The 16895-nt window shown below is 59.1% G+C and carries 16 protein-coding genes and 1 rRNA gene; 3 read left to right on the top strand and 14 right to left on the bottom strand.

Features of this window, described 5'->3' with window-relative positions; genetic code table 11:
• From ACUTQY_RS20260 to ACUTQY_RS20235, 6 genes are all read right to left on the bottom strand, one after another.
• Positions 1-74 (bottom strand): 16S ribosomal RNA (locus ACUTQY_RS20260); the annotation flags it as partial.
• A gap of 399 nt (positions 75-473) precedes the next feature.
• Positions 474-1007, bottom strand: coding sequence for a menaquinone-dependent protoporphyrinogen IX dehydrogenase (hemG, locus tag ACUTQY_RS20255; RefSeq protein WP_033652659.1), 534 nt, complete (start codon positions 1005-1007; stop codon positions 474-476).
• A 21-nt stretch (positions 1008-1028) separates the two neighbouring features.
• A complete protein-coding gene (gene trkH, locus ACUTQY_RS20250) occupies positions 1029-2480 on the bottom strand; it encodes a Trk system potassium transporter TrkH (RefSeq protein ID WP_004934492.1) in 1452 nt (483 codons plus the stop codon).
• Between the two features lie 34 nt (positions 2481-2514).
• Positions 2515-3129 carry an IMPACT family protein gene (locus ACUTQY_RS20245; RefSeq protein ID WP_033644956.1) on the bottom strand — a complete coding sequence of 205 codons (615 nt, stop codon included), beginning with the start codon at positions 3127-3129 and terminating at the stop codon, positions 2515-2517.
• The gene (pepQ, locus tag ACUTQY_RS20240) at positions 3129-4460 is read right to left on the bottom strand and encodes a Xaa-Pro dipeptidase (RefSeq protein WP_033644957.1); all 1332 of its coding nucleotides are present in this window, start codon (positions 4458-4460) and stop codon (positions 3129-3131) included. Before pepQ ends, ACUTQY_RS20245 begins: the two co-directional genes overlap by 1 nt.
• Positions 4461-4572: 112 nt before the next feature.
• Positions 4573-5769, bottom strand: coding sequence for an MFS transporter (locus tag ACUTQY_RS20235; protein ID WP_046688065.1), 1197 nt, complete (start codon positions 5767-5769; stop codon positions 4573-4575).
• A gap of 233 nt (positions 5770-6002) precedes the next feature.
• Between ACUTQY_RS20235 and fadB the strand changes: the two genes are divergently transcribed.
• Positions 6003-8192 carry a fatty acid oxidation complex subunit alpha FadB gene (gene fadB, locus ACUTQY_RS20230; RefSeq protein ID WP_033644960.1) on the top strand — a complete coding sequence of 730 codons (2190 nt, stop codon included), beginning with the start codon at positions 6003-6005 and terminating at the stop codon, positions 8190-8192.
• A 10-nt stretch (positions 8193-8202) separates the two neighbouring features.
• A complete protein-coding gene (gene fadA / locus ACUTQY_RS20225) occupies positions 8203-9366 on the top strand; it encodes an acetyl-CoA C-acyltransferase FadA (protein ID WP_025304928.1) in 1164 nt (387 codons plus the stop codon).
• A 172-nt stretch (positions 9367-9538) separates the two neighbouring features.
• Here the strand turns inward: fadA and fre are convergent, their stop codons facing one another.
• From fre to pepE, 3 genes are all read right to left on the bottom strand, one after another.
• Entirely contained in the window at positions 9539-10240 is a 702-nt protein-coding gene (gene fre / locus ACUTQY_RS20220; protein ID WP_033644962.1) for an NAD(P)H-flavin reductase, read from the bottom strand.
• A 50-nt stretch (positions 10241-10290) separates the two neighbouring features.
• Positions 10291-11811 (bottom strand): 4-hydroxy-3-polyprenylbenzoate decarboxylase, encoded by a 1521-nt coding sequence (gene ubiD / locus ACUTQY_RS20215; RefSeq protein ID WP_046688064.1) that lies wholly within the window; start codon positions 11809-11811, stop codon positions 10291-10293.
• Positions 11812-11873: 62 nt separating this feature from the next.
• Complete coding sequence (pepE, locus tag ACUTQY_RS20210) at positions 11874-12599, bottom strand: dipeptidase PepE (RefSeq protein ID WP_033644964.1); 726 nt, start codon at positions 12597-12599, stop codon at positions 11874-11876.
• Positions 12600-12844: 245 nt separating this feature from the next.
• Here pepE and rfaH point away from each other — a divergent pair, with 245 nt between their 5' ends.
• Entirely contained in the window at positions 12845-13333 is a 489-nt protein-coding gene (rfaH, locus tag ACUTQY_RS20205; protein WP_033644965.1) for a transcription/translation regulatory transformer protein RfaH, read from the top strand.
• Between the two features lie 42 nt (positions 13334-13375).
• Here rfaH and hemB read toward each other — a convergent pair whose 3' ends face one another.
• From hemB to tatA, 5 genes are read right to left on the bottom strand one after another with little or no spacing between them, the layout of a single operon-like run.
• Positions 13376-14398, bottom strand: a complete 1023-nt coding sequence (hemB, locus tag ACUTQY_RS20200) for a porphobilinogen synthase (protein WP_042783470.1) — start codon at positions 14396-14398, stop codon at positions 13376-13378.
• Positions 14399-14412: 14 nt separating this feature from the next.
• Entirely contained in the window at positions 14413-15195 is a 783-nt protein-coding gene (gene tatD / locus ACUTQY_RS20195) for a 3'-5' ssDNA/RNA exonuclease TatD (protein ID WP_445583313.1), read from the bottom strand.
• Positions 15196-15248: 53 nt separating this feature from the next.
• The gene (gene tatC / locus ACUTQY_RS20190) at positions 15249-16019 is read right to left on the bottom strand and encodes a Sec-independent protein translocase subunit TatC (RefSeq protein ID WP_033644968.1); all 771 of its coding nucleotides are present in this window, start codon (positions 16017-16019) and stop codon (positions 15249-15251) included.
• Positions 16020-16022: 3 nt separating this feature from the next.
• Positions 16023-16580, bottom strand: a complete 558-nt coding sequence (gene tatB, locus ACUTQY_RS20185) for a Sec-independent protein translocase protein TatB (protein WP_033644970.1) — start codon at positions 16578-16580, stop codon at positions 16023-16025.
• A gap of 3 nt (positions 16581-16583) precedes the next feature.
• Positions 16584-16847 carry a Sec-independent protein translocase subunit TatA gene (gene tatA / locus ACUTQY_RS20180; protein ID WP_004934452.1) on the bottom strand — a complete coding sequence of 88 codons (264 nt, stop codon included), beginning with the start codon at positions 16845-16847 and terminating at the stop codon, positions 16584-16586.
• Positions 16848-16895 lie beyond the last annotated feature (48 nt).

Genomic DNA, 16895 nt, shown 5'->3' with positions numbered 1-16895 from the left:
TGCTACCGCTCGACTTGCATGTGTTAAGCCTGCCGCCAGCGTTCAATCTGAGCCATGATCAAACTCTTCAATTAAAAGCTTGATGTGCTTCCACTCGAGAAGCGATGCTCAAAGATTTACTGCATGAATTTTACTTCAGTTAGTCACTCTTCAAGACTTGATATTTTTTTGCATCCGAAGATGCTGGATATCGTCTTGTGGAGTGCCCACACAGATTGTCTGATAAATTGTTAAAGAGCAGTGAGTTAGGCGCTTTCGCTTGCTAACTCGAGGTGGCGTATATTACGCTTTTCACCCGGAGAGTCAAGCGTTTATTTCGCTTTCCTCTCGCTGACCCGGCGGCTTGTCAGTCGTTGTTCCCGGTCAGTGGAGGCGCATTATAGGGAGTTCTCGGCGGGCCGCAACCCCTAATTGCAAAAAACTTTTCAAGCGCGGATTTTTTCGGCAAAACGCTGGCCAAACCCGCATTTTTGTCACTTTTCGTACTGAATCTGGCTAAATTCCTGGGCGAAACGATCGACTTGCTGCCAATCTGTGTACTCAACTTCCTTACTGGTATCCGTTTCTCCACCGGTCATACGCATAATAAATTGAATCATGATGCGGTCGAACCAGCGATAACGTGGATAACGCAATGCCCCGGCAAACACCGCGCACTGTTTTGGCTGCCACGGCGACGCCAACAGGAACTTACGGGTATAGGCGTTGGTTTGCGGCGAACGCTTTTCCGGTTTGCGTGCGGTCAGATTGACGGCAAAGAATGCGCTGGGCATCCGATTCAACTGTTCGGCATGACGTTTAACGAATTTATCCAGCACCGGGTTAAAGTGCCCGTAGCGAATAGAAGCGCCGATCATCACCTGCTGATACTGGCTAAGGTCGATCTGTTCCGCCTGCAACAGATCGATAACCTCACAGCGCAGCGTATCCTGCAATTTGCTTGCTATATAAGAAGCGATAGCACGTGTTTGCCCGTCACGGCTCGAATAAAGTATCAATGCCTTCATGGCGTACTCCTTATAACAGGCTCACTCACGCCAGAAGGTTGGCGTGAACAGCACCAGCAATGTAAACACTTCCAGGCGCCCGAACAGCATCGTCACCACCAGGATCCACTTGGCCGCCGCCGGCATCGTGGTGAAGTTGTCCGCCACCACGCCCAGACCAGGACCAAGGTTATTCAGCGTTGCCGTCACTGCGGCAAACGCGGAGAAATCATCAACGCCGGTCGCAATGATCGCCAGCATGCTGACGATAAACACCAGCGCATAGGCGGAGAAGAATCCCCACACTGCTTCCAGAATACGTTCCGGCAGTGCGCGATTGCCCAATTTGATGGTATAGACCGCGTTGGGGTGCACCAGCCTTTTCAACTCGCGCGAGCCCTGCAGGTACAACAGCAGAATACGGATCACCTTCAGGCCGCCGCCGGTCGAACCGGCGCAACCGCCGATGAATGCCGAACACAGCAACAGCATCGGCAGGAACAGCGGCCACTTGGCGATGCTGTCGGTCGTAAAACCGGCCGTGGTCGCCATCGATACCACCTGGAAGAACGCCTGATTGAGCGTTTCCATACCGCTCTTATAGACGCCATGTCCCCAGAGCACCAACGTGCACACCACCACCAGCGTCAGTTGAACGAAGATAAACATGCGGAATTCAGGATCGCGCCCATAGACCTTCAGACTGCGGCCGCTTAGCAAAGCGAAGTGCAGACCGTAGTTACAGCCGGAAATCAGCAGGAACACGGCAATGATGGTGTTGATGGTCGGGCTGGCGTAATAACCGATACTGGCATCGTGGGTAGAAAACCCGCCAATGGCGATGGTCGAGAAACTGTGGCCGATGGCGTCGAACACCGACATCCCGGCCCCCCAGAGCGCCAGCGCACAGGCGACGGTCAGCAACACATAGATTAGCCACAGGGTTTTGGCGGTTTCGGCAATACGCGGACGCATCTTGTTATCTTTCAGCGGCCCGGGCATTTCCGCCCGATACAGCTGCATGCCCCCGACGCCGAGTATCGGCAGTATCGCCACCGCCAACACGATGATCCCCATCCCGCCCATCCATTGCAGCATTTGGCGATAGAACAGGATGGCCTTAGGCAACGAGTCCAGCCCCACCAGCGTCGTTGCGCCGGTAGTCGTCAATCCCGAGAAGGATTCAAAGAAGGCGTCGGTCAGCGACAAATTAGGACGTTCCGAAAACAGGAACGGCAATGCCCCCACGCTGCCCAGCACGGTCCAGAACAGCACGACGATCAAGAAACCTTCACGCGGCTTCAGCTCGTGTTTCTGCTTACGGTTCGGCCACCACAGCATCAGCCCGATGGTCAACGCCACGAAGAACGTTTGGCTGAACGCTCGCCCCGCCCCATCGCGATAAATCAATGCCACCAGGCCGGGAATAAACATCGTCCCGGAGAACAGGATGACCAGAAGACCAACGATACGGGTTATGGCGCGAAAATGCATTTCAGCACGATCCTTAGCAATTCAATTGGGAGGATTATTGCGAAATGGGGGTTAATTGCAAATTACCGCGACTGAGATCACGCAATTTATTCCCAAACAGCTCGACCTCAGTCGCCGGCAGCGCCAAATGCAGCACGACGGCGGCGCCGTATTCACCCTGCAGGATCCGACCTGCGATTTGCTGCAACAAGTTCTCCACCAGCGCCAACTGCGCATAGTCGCACTGCAAGATATATTCGGCTTCGGGCACCTTTTGCGCCAGCGCCAGCTGCTTCAATGCCTGTTGAACACCGTTGCCATAAGCTTTCACCAGCCCGCCGGTGCCCAGCTTAACACCGCCGTAGTACCGAACGACTACGGCGGTCACTTCACCGATACCGCTGCCCATCAGCTGCGCGAGGATAGGTTTGCCGGCGGTGCCCGACGGTTCTCCATCGTCGGAGAACCCCAGCTGCTGCGAATCATCGGGGCTACCGGCGACGAAAGCCCAACAGTGGTGCCGCGCCGCCGGGTGCTCATCCCGCACCTGCTGAATAAACGCCTTTGCCGCCTCCACCCCGCCGGTCGGCGCCAGCAGGGTGATGAAACGGCTCTTCTTTATCTCTTCGGTAAAGCAGGTTGCTTCCGCCGGTATCGGGTACGGCCGCATCAAGCCAGGTTCAGATCGCGCGTCATGTTCTCGATGCGCTTTTCATGGATCACGATGTTGTCTTCGATGCGAATACCGCCATACGGTTTCAGCGCATCGATGCGATCCCAGGCGAAGTGCTGCTTGAACTCGCCGCTGCGCCACGGCGCCAACAGAGACTCGATGAAGTACAGACCCGGTTCGATGGTCAACACCATGCCCGGCTGCAACACGCGGGTACAACGCAGGAACGGGTACTTGGACGGCGCCGCCAGATGGGTGCCTTGCTCATCCTGCATAAAACCGGCGGCGTCGTGCACCTGCAGGCCCAACGGATGGCCCAACCCGTGCGGCAGGAACGGCGTGGTGATACCCGTTTCGACCATCGCCTCTTCGCTGAGGCCATTCACCAGTTTGTGATTCTTGAGCAGCTTGGCGATGCGCTGATGCATCTGCACATGATAGTCGGTGTAACGCACGCCGGTTTTAATGGTGTCGATCAGCGCCAGCTGTTCACTATTGAGATCTTTCACCAGATGAGCGAACTCGCTGCCGCTTTGCGCCGCATAGGTACGCGTCAGATCGGCGGCGTAGCCGTTATATTCCGCCCCGGCGTCGATCAGAAAACTCAGGGACTCGGCCGGCGGCTGATGATCCAGCTTGGTGTAGTGCAGCACCGAAGCGTGCTCGTTCAACGCCACGATGTTGTCGTAAGGCACATCAGTATCGCGATGGCCGGTAGCCGTCAGGTAGGCCAGATTGATGTCGAACTCGCTCATGCCGGAGAGGAAGGCCTCATGCGCGGCACGATGGCCGGTTACCGCCGTCTTCTGCGCTTCGCGCATGCAGGCCAGCTCATAGCCGGTTTTAATCGAACGGTGGAAATCCAGGTAGTTCAGCACCGCTTTCGGGTTGATGTTTTCCGAAGGGATGCCGAGATCGCGGGCGCGCTGTTGGGCATAACCGATATAGCCGACGCGCTCACGCTGCGGCGGCAGCTGCTGCGCGATCGCATCGGCGTTGGCCAGCGGCATCAATTCGAGGGACTTGGTCCAGAAACTGTTCGGCAGCGGCTCTACGCTGTGCCAGTAGTCAACCGGGGAGTAGAACCACAGCTTCGGCTTGTTGACGCCATCTATCCACAACCAGCAGTTCGGCACCGACGTCACCGGCACCCAGGCTTTGAAATGCGCGTTCACTTTGAACGGGTAGCTATGGTCGTCCAAAAATACCTTTTGCAGTTCCCCGGAGTGAATCAGCAGCGCATCCAACTTGTTGCGCTCCAGCACTTCACGCGCGCGTTTTTGCAGTTCTGCCAGGTGGTCGTTATACAAAGAAGCCAGCGTTTCCATCACAGTACCCTTATGCCTTAGCACGAAAGAAGCCATCTTAACACAGCGCTCCGACGCACCAACCTCATCGCGTTGGGCATGCGGAGCAGCTCGCAATTCCCTGCAAATGCCGTTACATCCGCAGCTTAACCATTAACCAGCCGCCCAAACCGAGCAGCGCTATCGCCAGCGCCCATAGGCCATGGTGTTCCAACAACACCGCGCCGGCCGCGGCGACGCCCGCCAGACACTGCTGCAGAAAGCCACACAGCGCCATCGCATAAGCGCCGTACTCTTTGGCATCGCTGACGGCCATCGCCATGCTGTTGGGAAACAGCACCGCCTGGCCAAAAATGGTCAGGCAATACAGCGCGATGAACAGCGCCATGCCGGAAAGGCCGGCCAGAACGCCGCTCCACCACAGCAGCAGGATCGCCGCCGTCGCCAGCGCCACGATGCCGCTGCCGGCCTGCATCAGTTTTTTCCCGCCGAGATGCGCCACCGTACGGTTCACCGTCAGCGCCCCGCTGAAGTAGGCGACGCCGATCACCAGCCCCAGGGCGCCGAACGCCGTGACGTTGAGACCAAACTCCTGCTGCATGACGAACGGACTCACTTCCTGCAGTGTCACCATGGTGGCAAACCCCAGCCCGCCGACGCAGGCCGGCCAAAAGAACCCAGGCCGCCGCAGGATGGCAAAGTAGGTTGCCGCCATCGCCGGGCGCACGCCCCCTGCCCGTCCCGCCTCCAGCGGCAGCGTCGCCATCAGCACCAGAATGATCAAACCGGTGGCGCCCATCAGGACGAAGCCCATCTGCCAGTGCGCATATTGGCTCAGCAGGCCACCGATAAACTGACCGCCGCCCAGCGCGGTGATAAAGGCGATGGAGAGCACCGACAGACGCCGCGCCAGTTCGTCCCCGCTCCAGTTATCCCGCACGATGATGCGCGCGATGATCGCCGCACCGCCGGCACCCACGCCCTGCAGCGCACGCAGCGTCAGCAATTGGGCGCCGTTGCTGCACAGCGCCAACAGCCCGCTGCAGCCAATGAAAAGAAATAAAGACAGCGTCAGGGGCGCGCGGCGGCCAAAGCGATCGGCGGCCGCGCCCCAGAACAGCACCGGCAAGGCGGCGCCGATGACGAAGATTGAAATGGACAACTCGGTGGCGCGCCGGCTCATCGCCAGCTCCCGCATCACCGTCGGCAGCGAAGGCAAGTACACGGTCGTCGCCATTTGCGCCATAAACACCAACAGACACGCCAGCGTCATGGTTCTGGCGGGAATGCTCCATAAGCCGCTGCGTTTAACACAAGCCGCCTTAGTCATGCGTAACCTCGTCTGAATGTTCATTCGCTGCGAGCAAGTGTATGAGGGCCGACAAGCTCCGGCAAATGCCGATAGCACATAAAATATAACTTCGTTTCAAATCAAAAAACTAACTTAGCGACATGTGATCAGACCAGCAAAAATGCAATCTCTCATTTGCATATTGTTAACATAAAAACCACACTCCTCCTCATCTGGTCATACCAGATCATACGCTGATTCAGGAGATAGACATGCTCTACCAAGGCGAAACATTACAACTGCACTGGCTCGATAACGGCATCGCCGAGCTGGTGTTCAACGCACCGGGCTCGGTCAACAAGCTGGACACCCGCACCGTCGCCAGCCTGGGCGAAGCGCTCACCGTGCTGGAAAACCAGCCAGAGCTCAAGGGGCTACTGCTGCGCTCCACCAAAGCCGCATTTATCGTCGGCGCCGATATCACCGAATTCCTTTCTCTGTTCGCCGCGCCGGCTGAAAAGCTGCAGGAGTGGCTGGTATTCGCCAACAACGTCTTTAACCGGCTGGAAGATTTGCCGGTGCCGACCATTTCGGCCATTAACGGCTATGCGCTCGGCGGCGGTTGCGAATGCATTTTGGCGACCGATTTCCGCGTCGCCTCACCGGACGCGCGCATCGGCCTGCCTGAAACCAAATTGGGCATCATGCCGGGCTTCGGCGGCTCCGTCCGCCTGCCGCGCCTGCTGGGTAACGACAGCGCGCTGGAAATCATCGCCGCCGGCAAAGACGTCAGCGCCAAAGACGCGTTGAAAGTCGGCCTGGTCGATGCGGTAGTGGCGCCGGAAAAACTGGCCGAAGCCGCGCTCAACATGCTGCAACAGGCGATCGACGGCAAGCTGAACTGGCGCGCCGCGCGTCAACCGAAGCTGGAGCCGCTGAAGCTCAGCCCGATCGAGGCGGCAATGAGCTTCACCACCGCCAAAGGCATGGTGCTGCAGACCGCCGGCAAACATTACCCGGCGCCGATGACCGCGGTGAAAACCATTGAAGCCGCCGCCAAGCTGGGCCGCGATGAAGCACTGAAACTGGAAACCGCCAGCTTCGTGCCGTTGGCGCGCTCCAACGAAGCGCGTGCGCTGGTCGGCATCTTCCTTAACGATCAGTTCGTGAAGGGCCAGGCGAAAAAGCTGGCCAAGAATGTGGACGCGCCGAAACAGGCGGCGGTGTTGGGCGCCGGCATCATGGGCGGCGGCATCGCTTACCAATCGGCGTTGAAAGGCGTGCCGGTGATCATGAAGGACATCAGCGACAAATCGCTGACGTTGGGCATGAACGAAGCGGCCAAGCTGCTCAATAAGCAGTTGGAACGCGGCAAGCTGGATGGCCTGAAAATGGCGCAGGTGCTGTCGACCATTCAGCCGACGCTGGACTACGCCGGCATCGAGCGCGCGCAGGTGATCGTCGAAGCGGTCGTGGAGAACCCGAAGGTCAAAGCCGCCGTGCTGTCGGAAGTGGAAAACCTGATCGGCGAAGACACCGTTCTGGCGTCGAACACCTCGACCATTCCGATTAATCATCTGGCAAAATCGTTGAAGCGTCCGCAAAACTTCTGCGGCATGCACTTCTTTAACCCGGTACACCGTATGCCGCTGGTCGAAATCATCCGCGGCGAACAAACCAGCGACGAGACCATTGCCAAAGTGGTGGCCTACGCCAGCCGCATGGGCAAAACGCCGATCGTGGTGAACGACTGCCCGGGCTTCTTCGTCAACCGCGTGCTGTTCCCATACTTCGCCGGCTTCAGCCTGCTGCTGCGCGACGGCGCCGACTTCCGTCAGATCGATAAAGTGATGGAAAAACAGTTCGGTTGGCCGATGGGCCCGGCCTACCTGCTCGACGTGGTGGGCATCGACACCGCACACCACGCGCAAGCGGTAATGGCGGCCGGCTTCCCGGAGCGCATGAGCAAAGACTATCGCGACGCCATTGACGTGATGTTCGACAACCAGCGCTTCGGTCAGAAAAACCAGCTGGGCTTCTACCGCTACAGCCAGGACAACAAAGGTAAGCCGCGCAAGGACAACGACGAGCAGACCGATGCGCTGCTGGCAGAAGTGAGCCAACCGCGCCAGACCATCAGCGACGAAGAGATCGTTGCGCGCATGATGATCCCGATGATCAACGAAGTGGTTCGCTGCCTGGAAGAGAAGATCGTCGCCAGCCCGGCCGAAGCCGATATGGCGTTGGTCTACGGCATCGGTTTCCCTCCGTTCCACGGCGGTGCGTTCCGCTACCTGGATACGCTCGGCACCGCCAACTACGTGGAGCTGGCCCAGCGTTACGCACACCTCGGCGCCCTGTATCAGGTGCCGGCCGGTCTGCGCGCCAAGGCCGAGCGTAATGAAAGCTACTACCCGGTAGCGACACCGCTGTCCGACGTCGCTACCCGCCAACCGGCATGAGGTCATAAAGATGGAAAACGTAGTTATTGTTGATGCCGTACGCACGCCGATGGGCCGCTCCAAGGGCGGCGCCTTCCGCCAGGTACGCGCCGAAGATCTCTCCGCTCACCTGATGCGTGAAGTGCTGAGCCGCAACCCGGCGCTGGACGCCGCCGAGATCGATGACATTTACTGGGGCTGCGTGCAGCAGACGCTGGAGCAAGGCTTCAACATCGCCCGCAACGCCGCACTGCTGGCCGAGATCCCGCACCGCGTGCCGGCGGTGACCGTCAACCGCCTGTGCGGCTCTTCGATGCAGGCGCTGCACGACGCGGCACGCGCCATCATGGTTGGCGACGCACACGTCAGCCTGATCGGCGGCGTGGAACACATGGGCCATGTGCCGATGAACCACGGCGTGGATTTCCATCCGGGGCTGAGCCGCAGCGTGGCCAAAGCTGCCGGGATGATGGGGCTGACCGCCGAAATGCTGGCCAAGATGCACAACATCAGCCGCCAGATGCAGGATGAGTTTGCCGCCCGCTCCCACCAGCGCGCGCATGCGGCGACGCTGGCGGGTTACTTCAAAAACGAGATCATTCCGACCAACGGCCATGATGCCGACGGCGTGCTGACCCGTTACGATTTTGACGAAGTCATTCGCCCGGAAACCACCGTCGAAAGCCTGTCGGCCCTGCGTCCGGCGTTCGATCCGGTCAACGGCACCGTCACCGCCGGCAGTTCCTCCGCCCTGTCGGACGGCGCTTCCGCCATGCTGCTGATGAGCGAATCACGCGCCAAAGCGCTCGGTTTGAAAGCCCGCGCCCGCATCCGCTCGATGGCGGTCGTCGGCTGCGATCCTTCCATCATGGGCTACGGCCCGGTGCCGGCCAGCAAGCTGGCGCTGAAACGCGCCGGTCTGAGCGTGCAGGACATCGATCTGTTCGAGCTGAACGAAGCGTTCGCCGCCCAGTCGCTGCCGTGCATCAAGGATCTGGGGCTGATGGACAGCATTGACGACAAGATTAACCTGAACGGCGGCGCCATCGCGCTCGGCCACCCGCTGGGCTGTTCCGGCTCCCGCATCTCGACCACCTTGTTGAACAACATGGAACGTCGCGACGCGCAGTTCGGCCTGGCAACCATGTGCATCGGCCTGGGCCAGGGTATCGCCACCGTGTTTGAACGCGTTTAGCTGTGTCTATCTTGGGATGACCGCGTCACCACTTCAAATCGCGGCATCCCGCCAAGTTTAGTTGCCGTTCTTCCCGCCTGTCAGGGGCGGGTTTTTTATGCCTGAAATTTGCCGACGCCCAAATAAAAACGGGGCGCCTCTCGGCCACCCCGTTCACTGCGCATCGCCTCTGTCAGATAAACGAAAACGCGTCGCCAAACATATGCGCTTCCTGCGCGCCGCGCTCGGCGCAGAAACGCTCGCGGGCGATTTTCGCCATCTCGAAACGCCCGGCGATGTAGATGTCATGCTCCGCCAACGTGCCGAAATCCTGCAACACCGCGCTGAGCACGGTGCCGCTGCGGCCACGCCATTCAGCCTCCGGCTGCTCGACCACCGGGATCACCTTCAGGTTCGGGTGTTGCACCGACAGCGCTTCCAGCTCGCTCAGATCGTACAGGTGCTTCAGCTCACGCCCGCCCCAGTAGATGGAAATATCGCGATCGGGCTGCTGCTCCAGCGCGGTCAACAGGATTGAGCGCGCATAGGAGAAGCCGGTGCCGCCGGCGATCAGCACCAGCGGACGGCTGCCCTCTTCCCGCAGCCAGGCGTCGCCGTGCGGCATATCGACGGTGATCGCCTGCTCTTTCAGAATGCGATCCATCACCGCCATAGCGTACAGATTCAGCTCCGAAGCACCGATATGCAGCTCGATGTAATCTTGCTGCGTCGGGGTTGATGCCAGCGAGAACGGACGTTTGTCGCGCTCGTCCATCACCACCATCAGATATTGCCCTGCCTTGAAAGAAAACGGCTGCTCGGGCACCAGACGTACCCGATAAACCGTATCGGTAATGGCCTCTACCGAGGTCACTTTACAGCTCAATATTGTCATGCGTTCCCTCTGTCGGGTCATCAATGCAAAGCTGAGAACAGGGCCTGACGCTATAACGTCGGTTCCCTGTCACTGAAAATTGCGAGCTCATCCCAGATTTCGTCGACGCGCGCACGTACCTTTTCATCCATCTGAATCGGACGGCCCCATTCGCGATCGGTTTCACCCGGCCATTTGTTGGTGGCGTCCAGCCCCATCTTCGAACCCAGTCCGGAAACCGGCGAGGCGAAGTCCAGATAGTCGATCGGCGTATTCTCCACCAGAACCGTATCCCTTGCCGGATCCATTCGTGTGGTAATCGCCCAAATCACGTCATTCCAGTCGCGCGCATTGACGTCATCGTCACAGACGATAACAAATTTGGTGTACATAAACTGCCGCAGGAACGACCAGACGCCCATCATCACGCGTTTCGCGTGGCCGGCGTACTGTTTTTTCATGGTCACCACCGCCAGGCGATACGAGCACCCTTCCGGCGGCAGATAAAAATCAACGATTTCCGGGAACTGTTTTTGCAGGATCGGCACGAACACTTCATTCAGCGCCACGCCCAGGATCGCCGGCTCATCCGGCGGCCGACCGGTGTAGGTCGAGTGGTAAATCGCGTTGCGACGCTGGGTGATGTGCGTGACGGTGAATACCGGGAACTGGTCGATTTCATTGTAGTAACCGGTGTGGTCACCGTAGGGGCCTTCCGGCGCCATTTCACCCGGCTCGATATAGCCTTCCAGCACGATTTCGGCACTGGCGGGCACTTCCAGATCGTTGGAAAGGCACTTGACCACTTCGGTTTTATTGCCGCGCAGCAGCCCGGCAAAGGCATATTCAGACAGGGTATCCGGCACCGGCGTCACCGCGCCGAGGATAGTGGCGGGATCGGCGCCCAGCGCCACCGCAACCGGGAAACGCTCGCCGGGGTGCGCCTGGCACCACTCCTGGTAATCCAGCGCGCCGCCGCGGTGCGACAGCCAGCGCATAATCACTTTATTCTTGCCCAGCACCTGCTGACGATAGATACCGAGGTTTTGCCGTTCCTTATGCGGGCCGCGGGTCACCGTCAGCCCCCAGGTGATCAGCGGCGCGGCGTCTTCCGGCCAGCAGTGCATCACCGGAATGCGGCACAGATCGACATCATCGCCCTGCCATACCTGCTCCTGACAAGGCGCGGATCCCAGCACCTTGGTCGGCATGTTCAGCACCTGCTTGAACTTCGGTATTTTGTCGAACAGATCGCGGAAACCTTTCGGCGGCTCCGGCTCTTTGAGGAAAGCCAGCAGTTTGCCGACTTCGCGCAGCGCGCTGATGTCTTCCTGCCCCATGCCCATCGCCACGCGATTGGCGGTGCCGAACAGGTTGCACAGCACCGGCATGTCGTACCCTTTCGGGTTTTCAAACAGCAGTGCCGGGCCGCCCGCCCGCAGGGTGCGATCGGCAATTTCCGTCATTTCCAGGTAAGGATCGATCGGCTGGCTGATGCGTTTTAGTTCCCCTCTCTTCTCCAGCAACGAGAGGAAATCGCGTAAGTCACGGTATTTCATGCTGATCATTATAGCGGCCAGTGGGGAGGGCATTATAAGCCCTCTTCAAGGTTGTTGCTGCAATTTTGTTAACGCCGCCCGCTGCCGGGTGGCCCTCAGCCGCAGTTGAACGGCACCAGCGCAGCCAGTGCGCGCGTATCCTGATATTCGCGCGTCTCTTCGCCGTGGCGGAACACCTTAAAGCCCTGCCCGTTGGCGCTGAAATAACGCAGCGCATTGCCTTCAACGTGCAACAGACTGCCTTCACGCAACGCCACTACCGATTCGCTCGGGTTGATCGCACAGAACTCCGCGAGACGCTCGTCACGGGTTTCGCCCATGTGGCCGCTGATGTGCGCATCGATGTAATGCGGGTTAATCTGCACCGGGAACAACCCCAGCGCCGGCAACACCACGCTGCAGCGCACCGGCATGTCATTGGTGGTGCGAATACTCGGCGTCGCCACGTTGCAACCTGCGCTCCAGCCGACGTAGGGCACTTCACGCTCGCGCACCGCGCGCTGGATAGGCACGATCAGGCTTTGTTCGTGCAGCATCTGGTTCAGCAACCAGGTGTTGCCGCCGCTGACCAAAATGCATTCGGCCTGCGCGATCGCCGCCGCCGGTGAAGCGGCGTGGTGAATGCTGGTGACTTCAATGCCCAATGTTTGCGCCAGCTCCTGCGCGCGCCGATCGTAGTCGTAACGGATCAGCGCGTAAGGGATAAAGACGGCGGATTTGATGCCGCGGCGCGCAATCATCGCCAGCAGTTGGCTTTTGGCGTACCCCAGCAGCTCGGCTTCGCCAGACAGCTTGCCGTTGCTCAACAGAAACAGCTCCATTTTTCTCCCCTCGGTCAAAAACGATGAATAGCGTCACAGCCGGCGGCGCAACGCCTTGCCATACTGTGACGGTAACAAATTTTTAGCCCTCTGTTATACCAGCGCCGTATCGATAAGTGTGTGACCCCTCGCTAATAGCCGTAGATTCAGAAAGATAGGCGATGTTACATGCTGAAACTTGCATCACTATGTATCCGGAATAGCTTTTGATATGCTTACCGGCTGGCAGAAAGGCATGTGAAATTATGGAATCCTGGTATCTACTTTATTGCAAACGCGGTCAGCTGTTGCGAGCGCAGGAACATCTGGAGCGGCAGCAGGTAAACTGCCTCAGCCCGATCATCACGCTGGAAAAAATCGTGCGTGGCAAGCGCATCGCGGTCAGCGAACCCCTGTTTCCCAATTATCTGTTTGTGGAATTCGACCCGGAGCGCATTCACACCACCACCATCAGCGCCACCCGCGGCGTCAGCCACTTCGTGCGTTTCGGCGCGCTGCCGAGCGTCATCCCGAGCAAGGTGATCGATGAGCTGCGCACGCACACCAGCGAGACCTATGTCGATCCGGAAACCCCGCAGCCGGGCGATACCGTTCTGATCGTCGACGGCGTATTCGAAGGGCTGCAGGCGATCTACACCGAGCCGGACGGCGAGGCCCGCTCGATGCTGTTGCTCAACCTGATCAACAAACAGGTCAGTCAAAGCATCGACAATCGGCAATTCCAGAAAATGTAATGCAAAAAGGCGCCCTCAGGCGCCTTTTTTACGGTATCGCGCTTAGCGGCGCAGCGCTTCTTCATGCAGCCATTGGGCGACACGTTTGGCGAAGTAGGTCAGCACGCCGTCGGCGCCGGCGCGTTTAAAGCACATCAACGACTCCATCACCGCAGGCTGCTCCTGCAGCCAGCCGTTCTGAATCGCCGCCATGTGCATGGCGTACTCGCCGGACACCTGATAAGCGAAAGTCGGCACACCGAAGGTATCCTTCACCCGGCGCACCACATCCAGGTAAGGCATGCCCGGTTTCACCATCACCATGTCCGCGCCTTCCTGCAGATCCTGCGCAATCTCTTGCAGCGCTTCATCGCTGTTGGCCGGATCCATCTGATAGGTCTTTTTGTTGCCGCCTTTCAGGTTGCCGCTGGAACCCAGCGCATCGCGGAACGGACCGTAATAGCAGGAAGCGTACTTGGCGGAGTAGGCCATGATCTGGGTGTTCACCAGGCCCTGCAGCTCCAGACGATCGCGGATCGCCCCGATACGGCCGTCCATCATGTCGCTCGGCGCCACGATTTCCGCGCCCGCTTCGGCATGAGACAGCGCCTGACGCACCAGAATGTCTTTGGTCACGTCGTTAATCACGTAGCCCTGCTCATCGATCACCCCGTCCTGACCGTGGGTGGTGTAGGGATCGAGCGCTACGTCGGTCAGAATGCCCAACTCAGGCACCGCGTCTTTCAGCGCGCGCACCGTGCGCTGCACCAGCCCTTCCGGGTTGTAGGCTTCTTCCGCATGCAGCGACTTCAAGCCCGGTTCAATCACCGGGAACAGGGAGATGACCGGCACGCCGAGTTTGGCGATGGTTTCCGCTTCCTTGACCAGCAGATCGATCGTCATGCGCGATACGCCCGGCATCGAGGCCACTTCTTCCTGGCGGTTGCTGCCTTCCATGACGAACACCGGATAAATCAGGTCATTGACCGTCAGTTGGTTCTCGGCGACCAGACGGCGGCTGAAGTCATGACGGCGCACGCGGCGCATACGGCGACCAGGAAAGGTGCCCGGAAATGCATAGCTCATAGTTTTCTCCTAGCTCAAACCAGCCGGAATAGCCGGCGGGCGTTCTCATCGGTTTTTTGCCCCAGCCATTGCGGCTCTTCCTGCCGCCAGACGGCGACCTGATGCACGATGTGGGGCAGGAAACAGGGTTCGTTGCGGCGAGATGCGGGTTTAGGCTGTAAATCCCGGGGCAACAGATAAGGAGCGTCAGTTTCCAGCAGCAGACGCTCAGCCGGGATCTGCGGCAGCAGGGCGCGCAATTCCAGACCGCGCCGCTCGTCGCATACCCAACCGGTAATCCCGATCGACAGGCCCAGCGACAGGCAGCTTGCTAATTCTTCGGCGGTGCCGGTGAAGCAGTGCACCACGGCCGCGGGCAGTTTATCCAACCACGGCGTCAGTAGCTCGGCAAAACGTGCGTGTGCGTCGCGACAGTGAAGAAACACCGGCAGCGCCAACTCCGCCGCCAGCGCCAGTTGCGCGCTGAACGCCGCTTCCTGCTGCTCCGGCGTCGAGAAGTTGCGGTTGAAATCCAGACCGCATTCACCGATCGCCACCACTTCTGGGCCGGCGGCCAGGGCATAAATCTGCTCGGCGCTGCGTTCATCCCAGCTGCCGGCGTTATGCGGATGCACACCGGCGGTGGACCAGCAATAGCCCGCATGCTGCTGCGCCAGCATGGCGGCCTCGCGGCTCTCAGGCAGATCGGTGCCGGTAATCAACATCCCGGTAACGCCCGCCGCGCGGGCGCGCTCCACCACGGTCTCGTGGTCTTTGGCGAATTGGCTGCTGGTGAGGTTAACGCCGATATCAAACATGGTTTTTTCCAAAGCAAAAGCCGCCCTATGGGCGGCTTCGCAATCAATGTGGATCAGGGCGCTGGGGGTTCGTCACCCTCGTCGTCGTCTTCCGCCTGCGGACGGCGTTTGCCGGTATAGAAGCGAGCGAAGAATACCCCCACTTCAAACAGCAGATACATCGGTATCGCCAGCAGGGTTTGCGAGAACACGTCCGGCGGCGTCAACAACATGCCGACCACAAACGCGCCGACCAACACATACGGCCGTTTCTTCTTCAGGTCTTCCGGCGAAGTGACGCCGCTCCAGCACAGCAGAATGATGGCGACCGGCACTTCGAAGGCGACGCCAAACGCCATAAACAGCGCCATGACGAAATCGAGGTAGTTTTTAATGTCGGTCGCAATGGTCACCCCCATCGGCGCGGTCTTGGCGAAGAAGCCGAAGGCCAGCGGGAACACGATGAAGTAGGCGAAGGCCATGCCGAGGTAAAACAACAGGCTGCTGGACACCAGCAACGGCATCATCAGGCGGCGTTCATGCTTGTACAGCGCAGGCGCGATAAACGCCCATACCTGATACAGGATCATCGGCGCGGAGACGAACACCGAAACGATCATGGTCAGCTTGATCGGGGTGAAAAACGGTGACGCCACGTCGGTGGCGATCATGCTCGCGCCGGCCGGCAACTGCTTGAGCAGCGGCGCAGAAACCAGCTGGTAGATGTCGTTGGCGAAAAACACCAGCACCACGAACACCGCCAGTACGCAAATAATCGAGTTCAACAGCCGCTTGCGCAGCTCTATCAGATGACTGATAAGGGGTTGGGTATCTTCAACAGCCATGTATTAACGATCGCCACTAGGTTGGTGAGACGCTGGGGTTTTATCCGCAACAGGTTCGACAGGAGCAGGCGCTGTTTCCACCGGCGCTTTAGCCGGTTGCGCCGCCACTGGCGCAGCCACGACGGCTTCAGGTTCCACTGCCGGTTTTGGCACGGCGGCGGGCGCGCTGGCGCTGGTTGCCGCTTCCGCCGGCGTCACGCCGTCGTGCAAGGCTTCCGGATCGATGGCCTGCGGGTTATGGATGGTGTTCGCCAGCTCTTCTTTCTCGCCCCGGTAGGTGCGTTTCAAGGATTCCGCCGCGTCTTTCAGCTCATCCATCGACGCCTTCAACTCCGGCGTCAGGTTCTGCAGGCCGGCCTGTTCGGCTTTCTTCAGGCTGTCCTGCAGCTCCTGCAGCTTCAGCTCCTGAGACAGTTCGTGCTGCACCGAGGCCGCCAGCGAGCGCAGCGCGCGGATCCAGCCCGATACCGTTCTGACCGCAACCGGCAAGCGTTCCGGCCCCAGAACAACCAGGCCGATCACCAGCACCAGCAGCAGCTCACTAAACCCAATGTCAAACACGGTTTATACCTGCTCTTTGTTCTTCGACTCTTCCGGTTTCACTTCCGGCTGCTTATCGGTAATAGGCTTGGCCGAGAAATCAGCGTCATCCAGGCTGCTTTTTTCAGCCGTGTTGGGGGTCGACGGCGTATCGTCACCGATCGCTTTTTTGAAGCCCTTGATCGAGGCGCCGAGATCGGAACCCAGCGTGCGCAGTTTTTTGGTGCCGAACAGCAGCACCACGATCACTGCGATGATCAACAATTGCGTAATACTAATACCGCCCATTTTAATTACCTCTAATTTTAAGGGGTCTTTTAAAGCCAGCCCGCATTA

The organism is Serratia sp. TSA_130.1, from assembly GCF_052691795.1.
The sequence above is the reverse complement of the archived record's forward strand: the minus strand, read 5'-3'. Positions and strand labels throughout refer to the sequence as shown.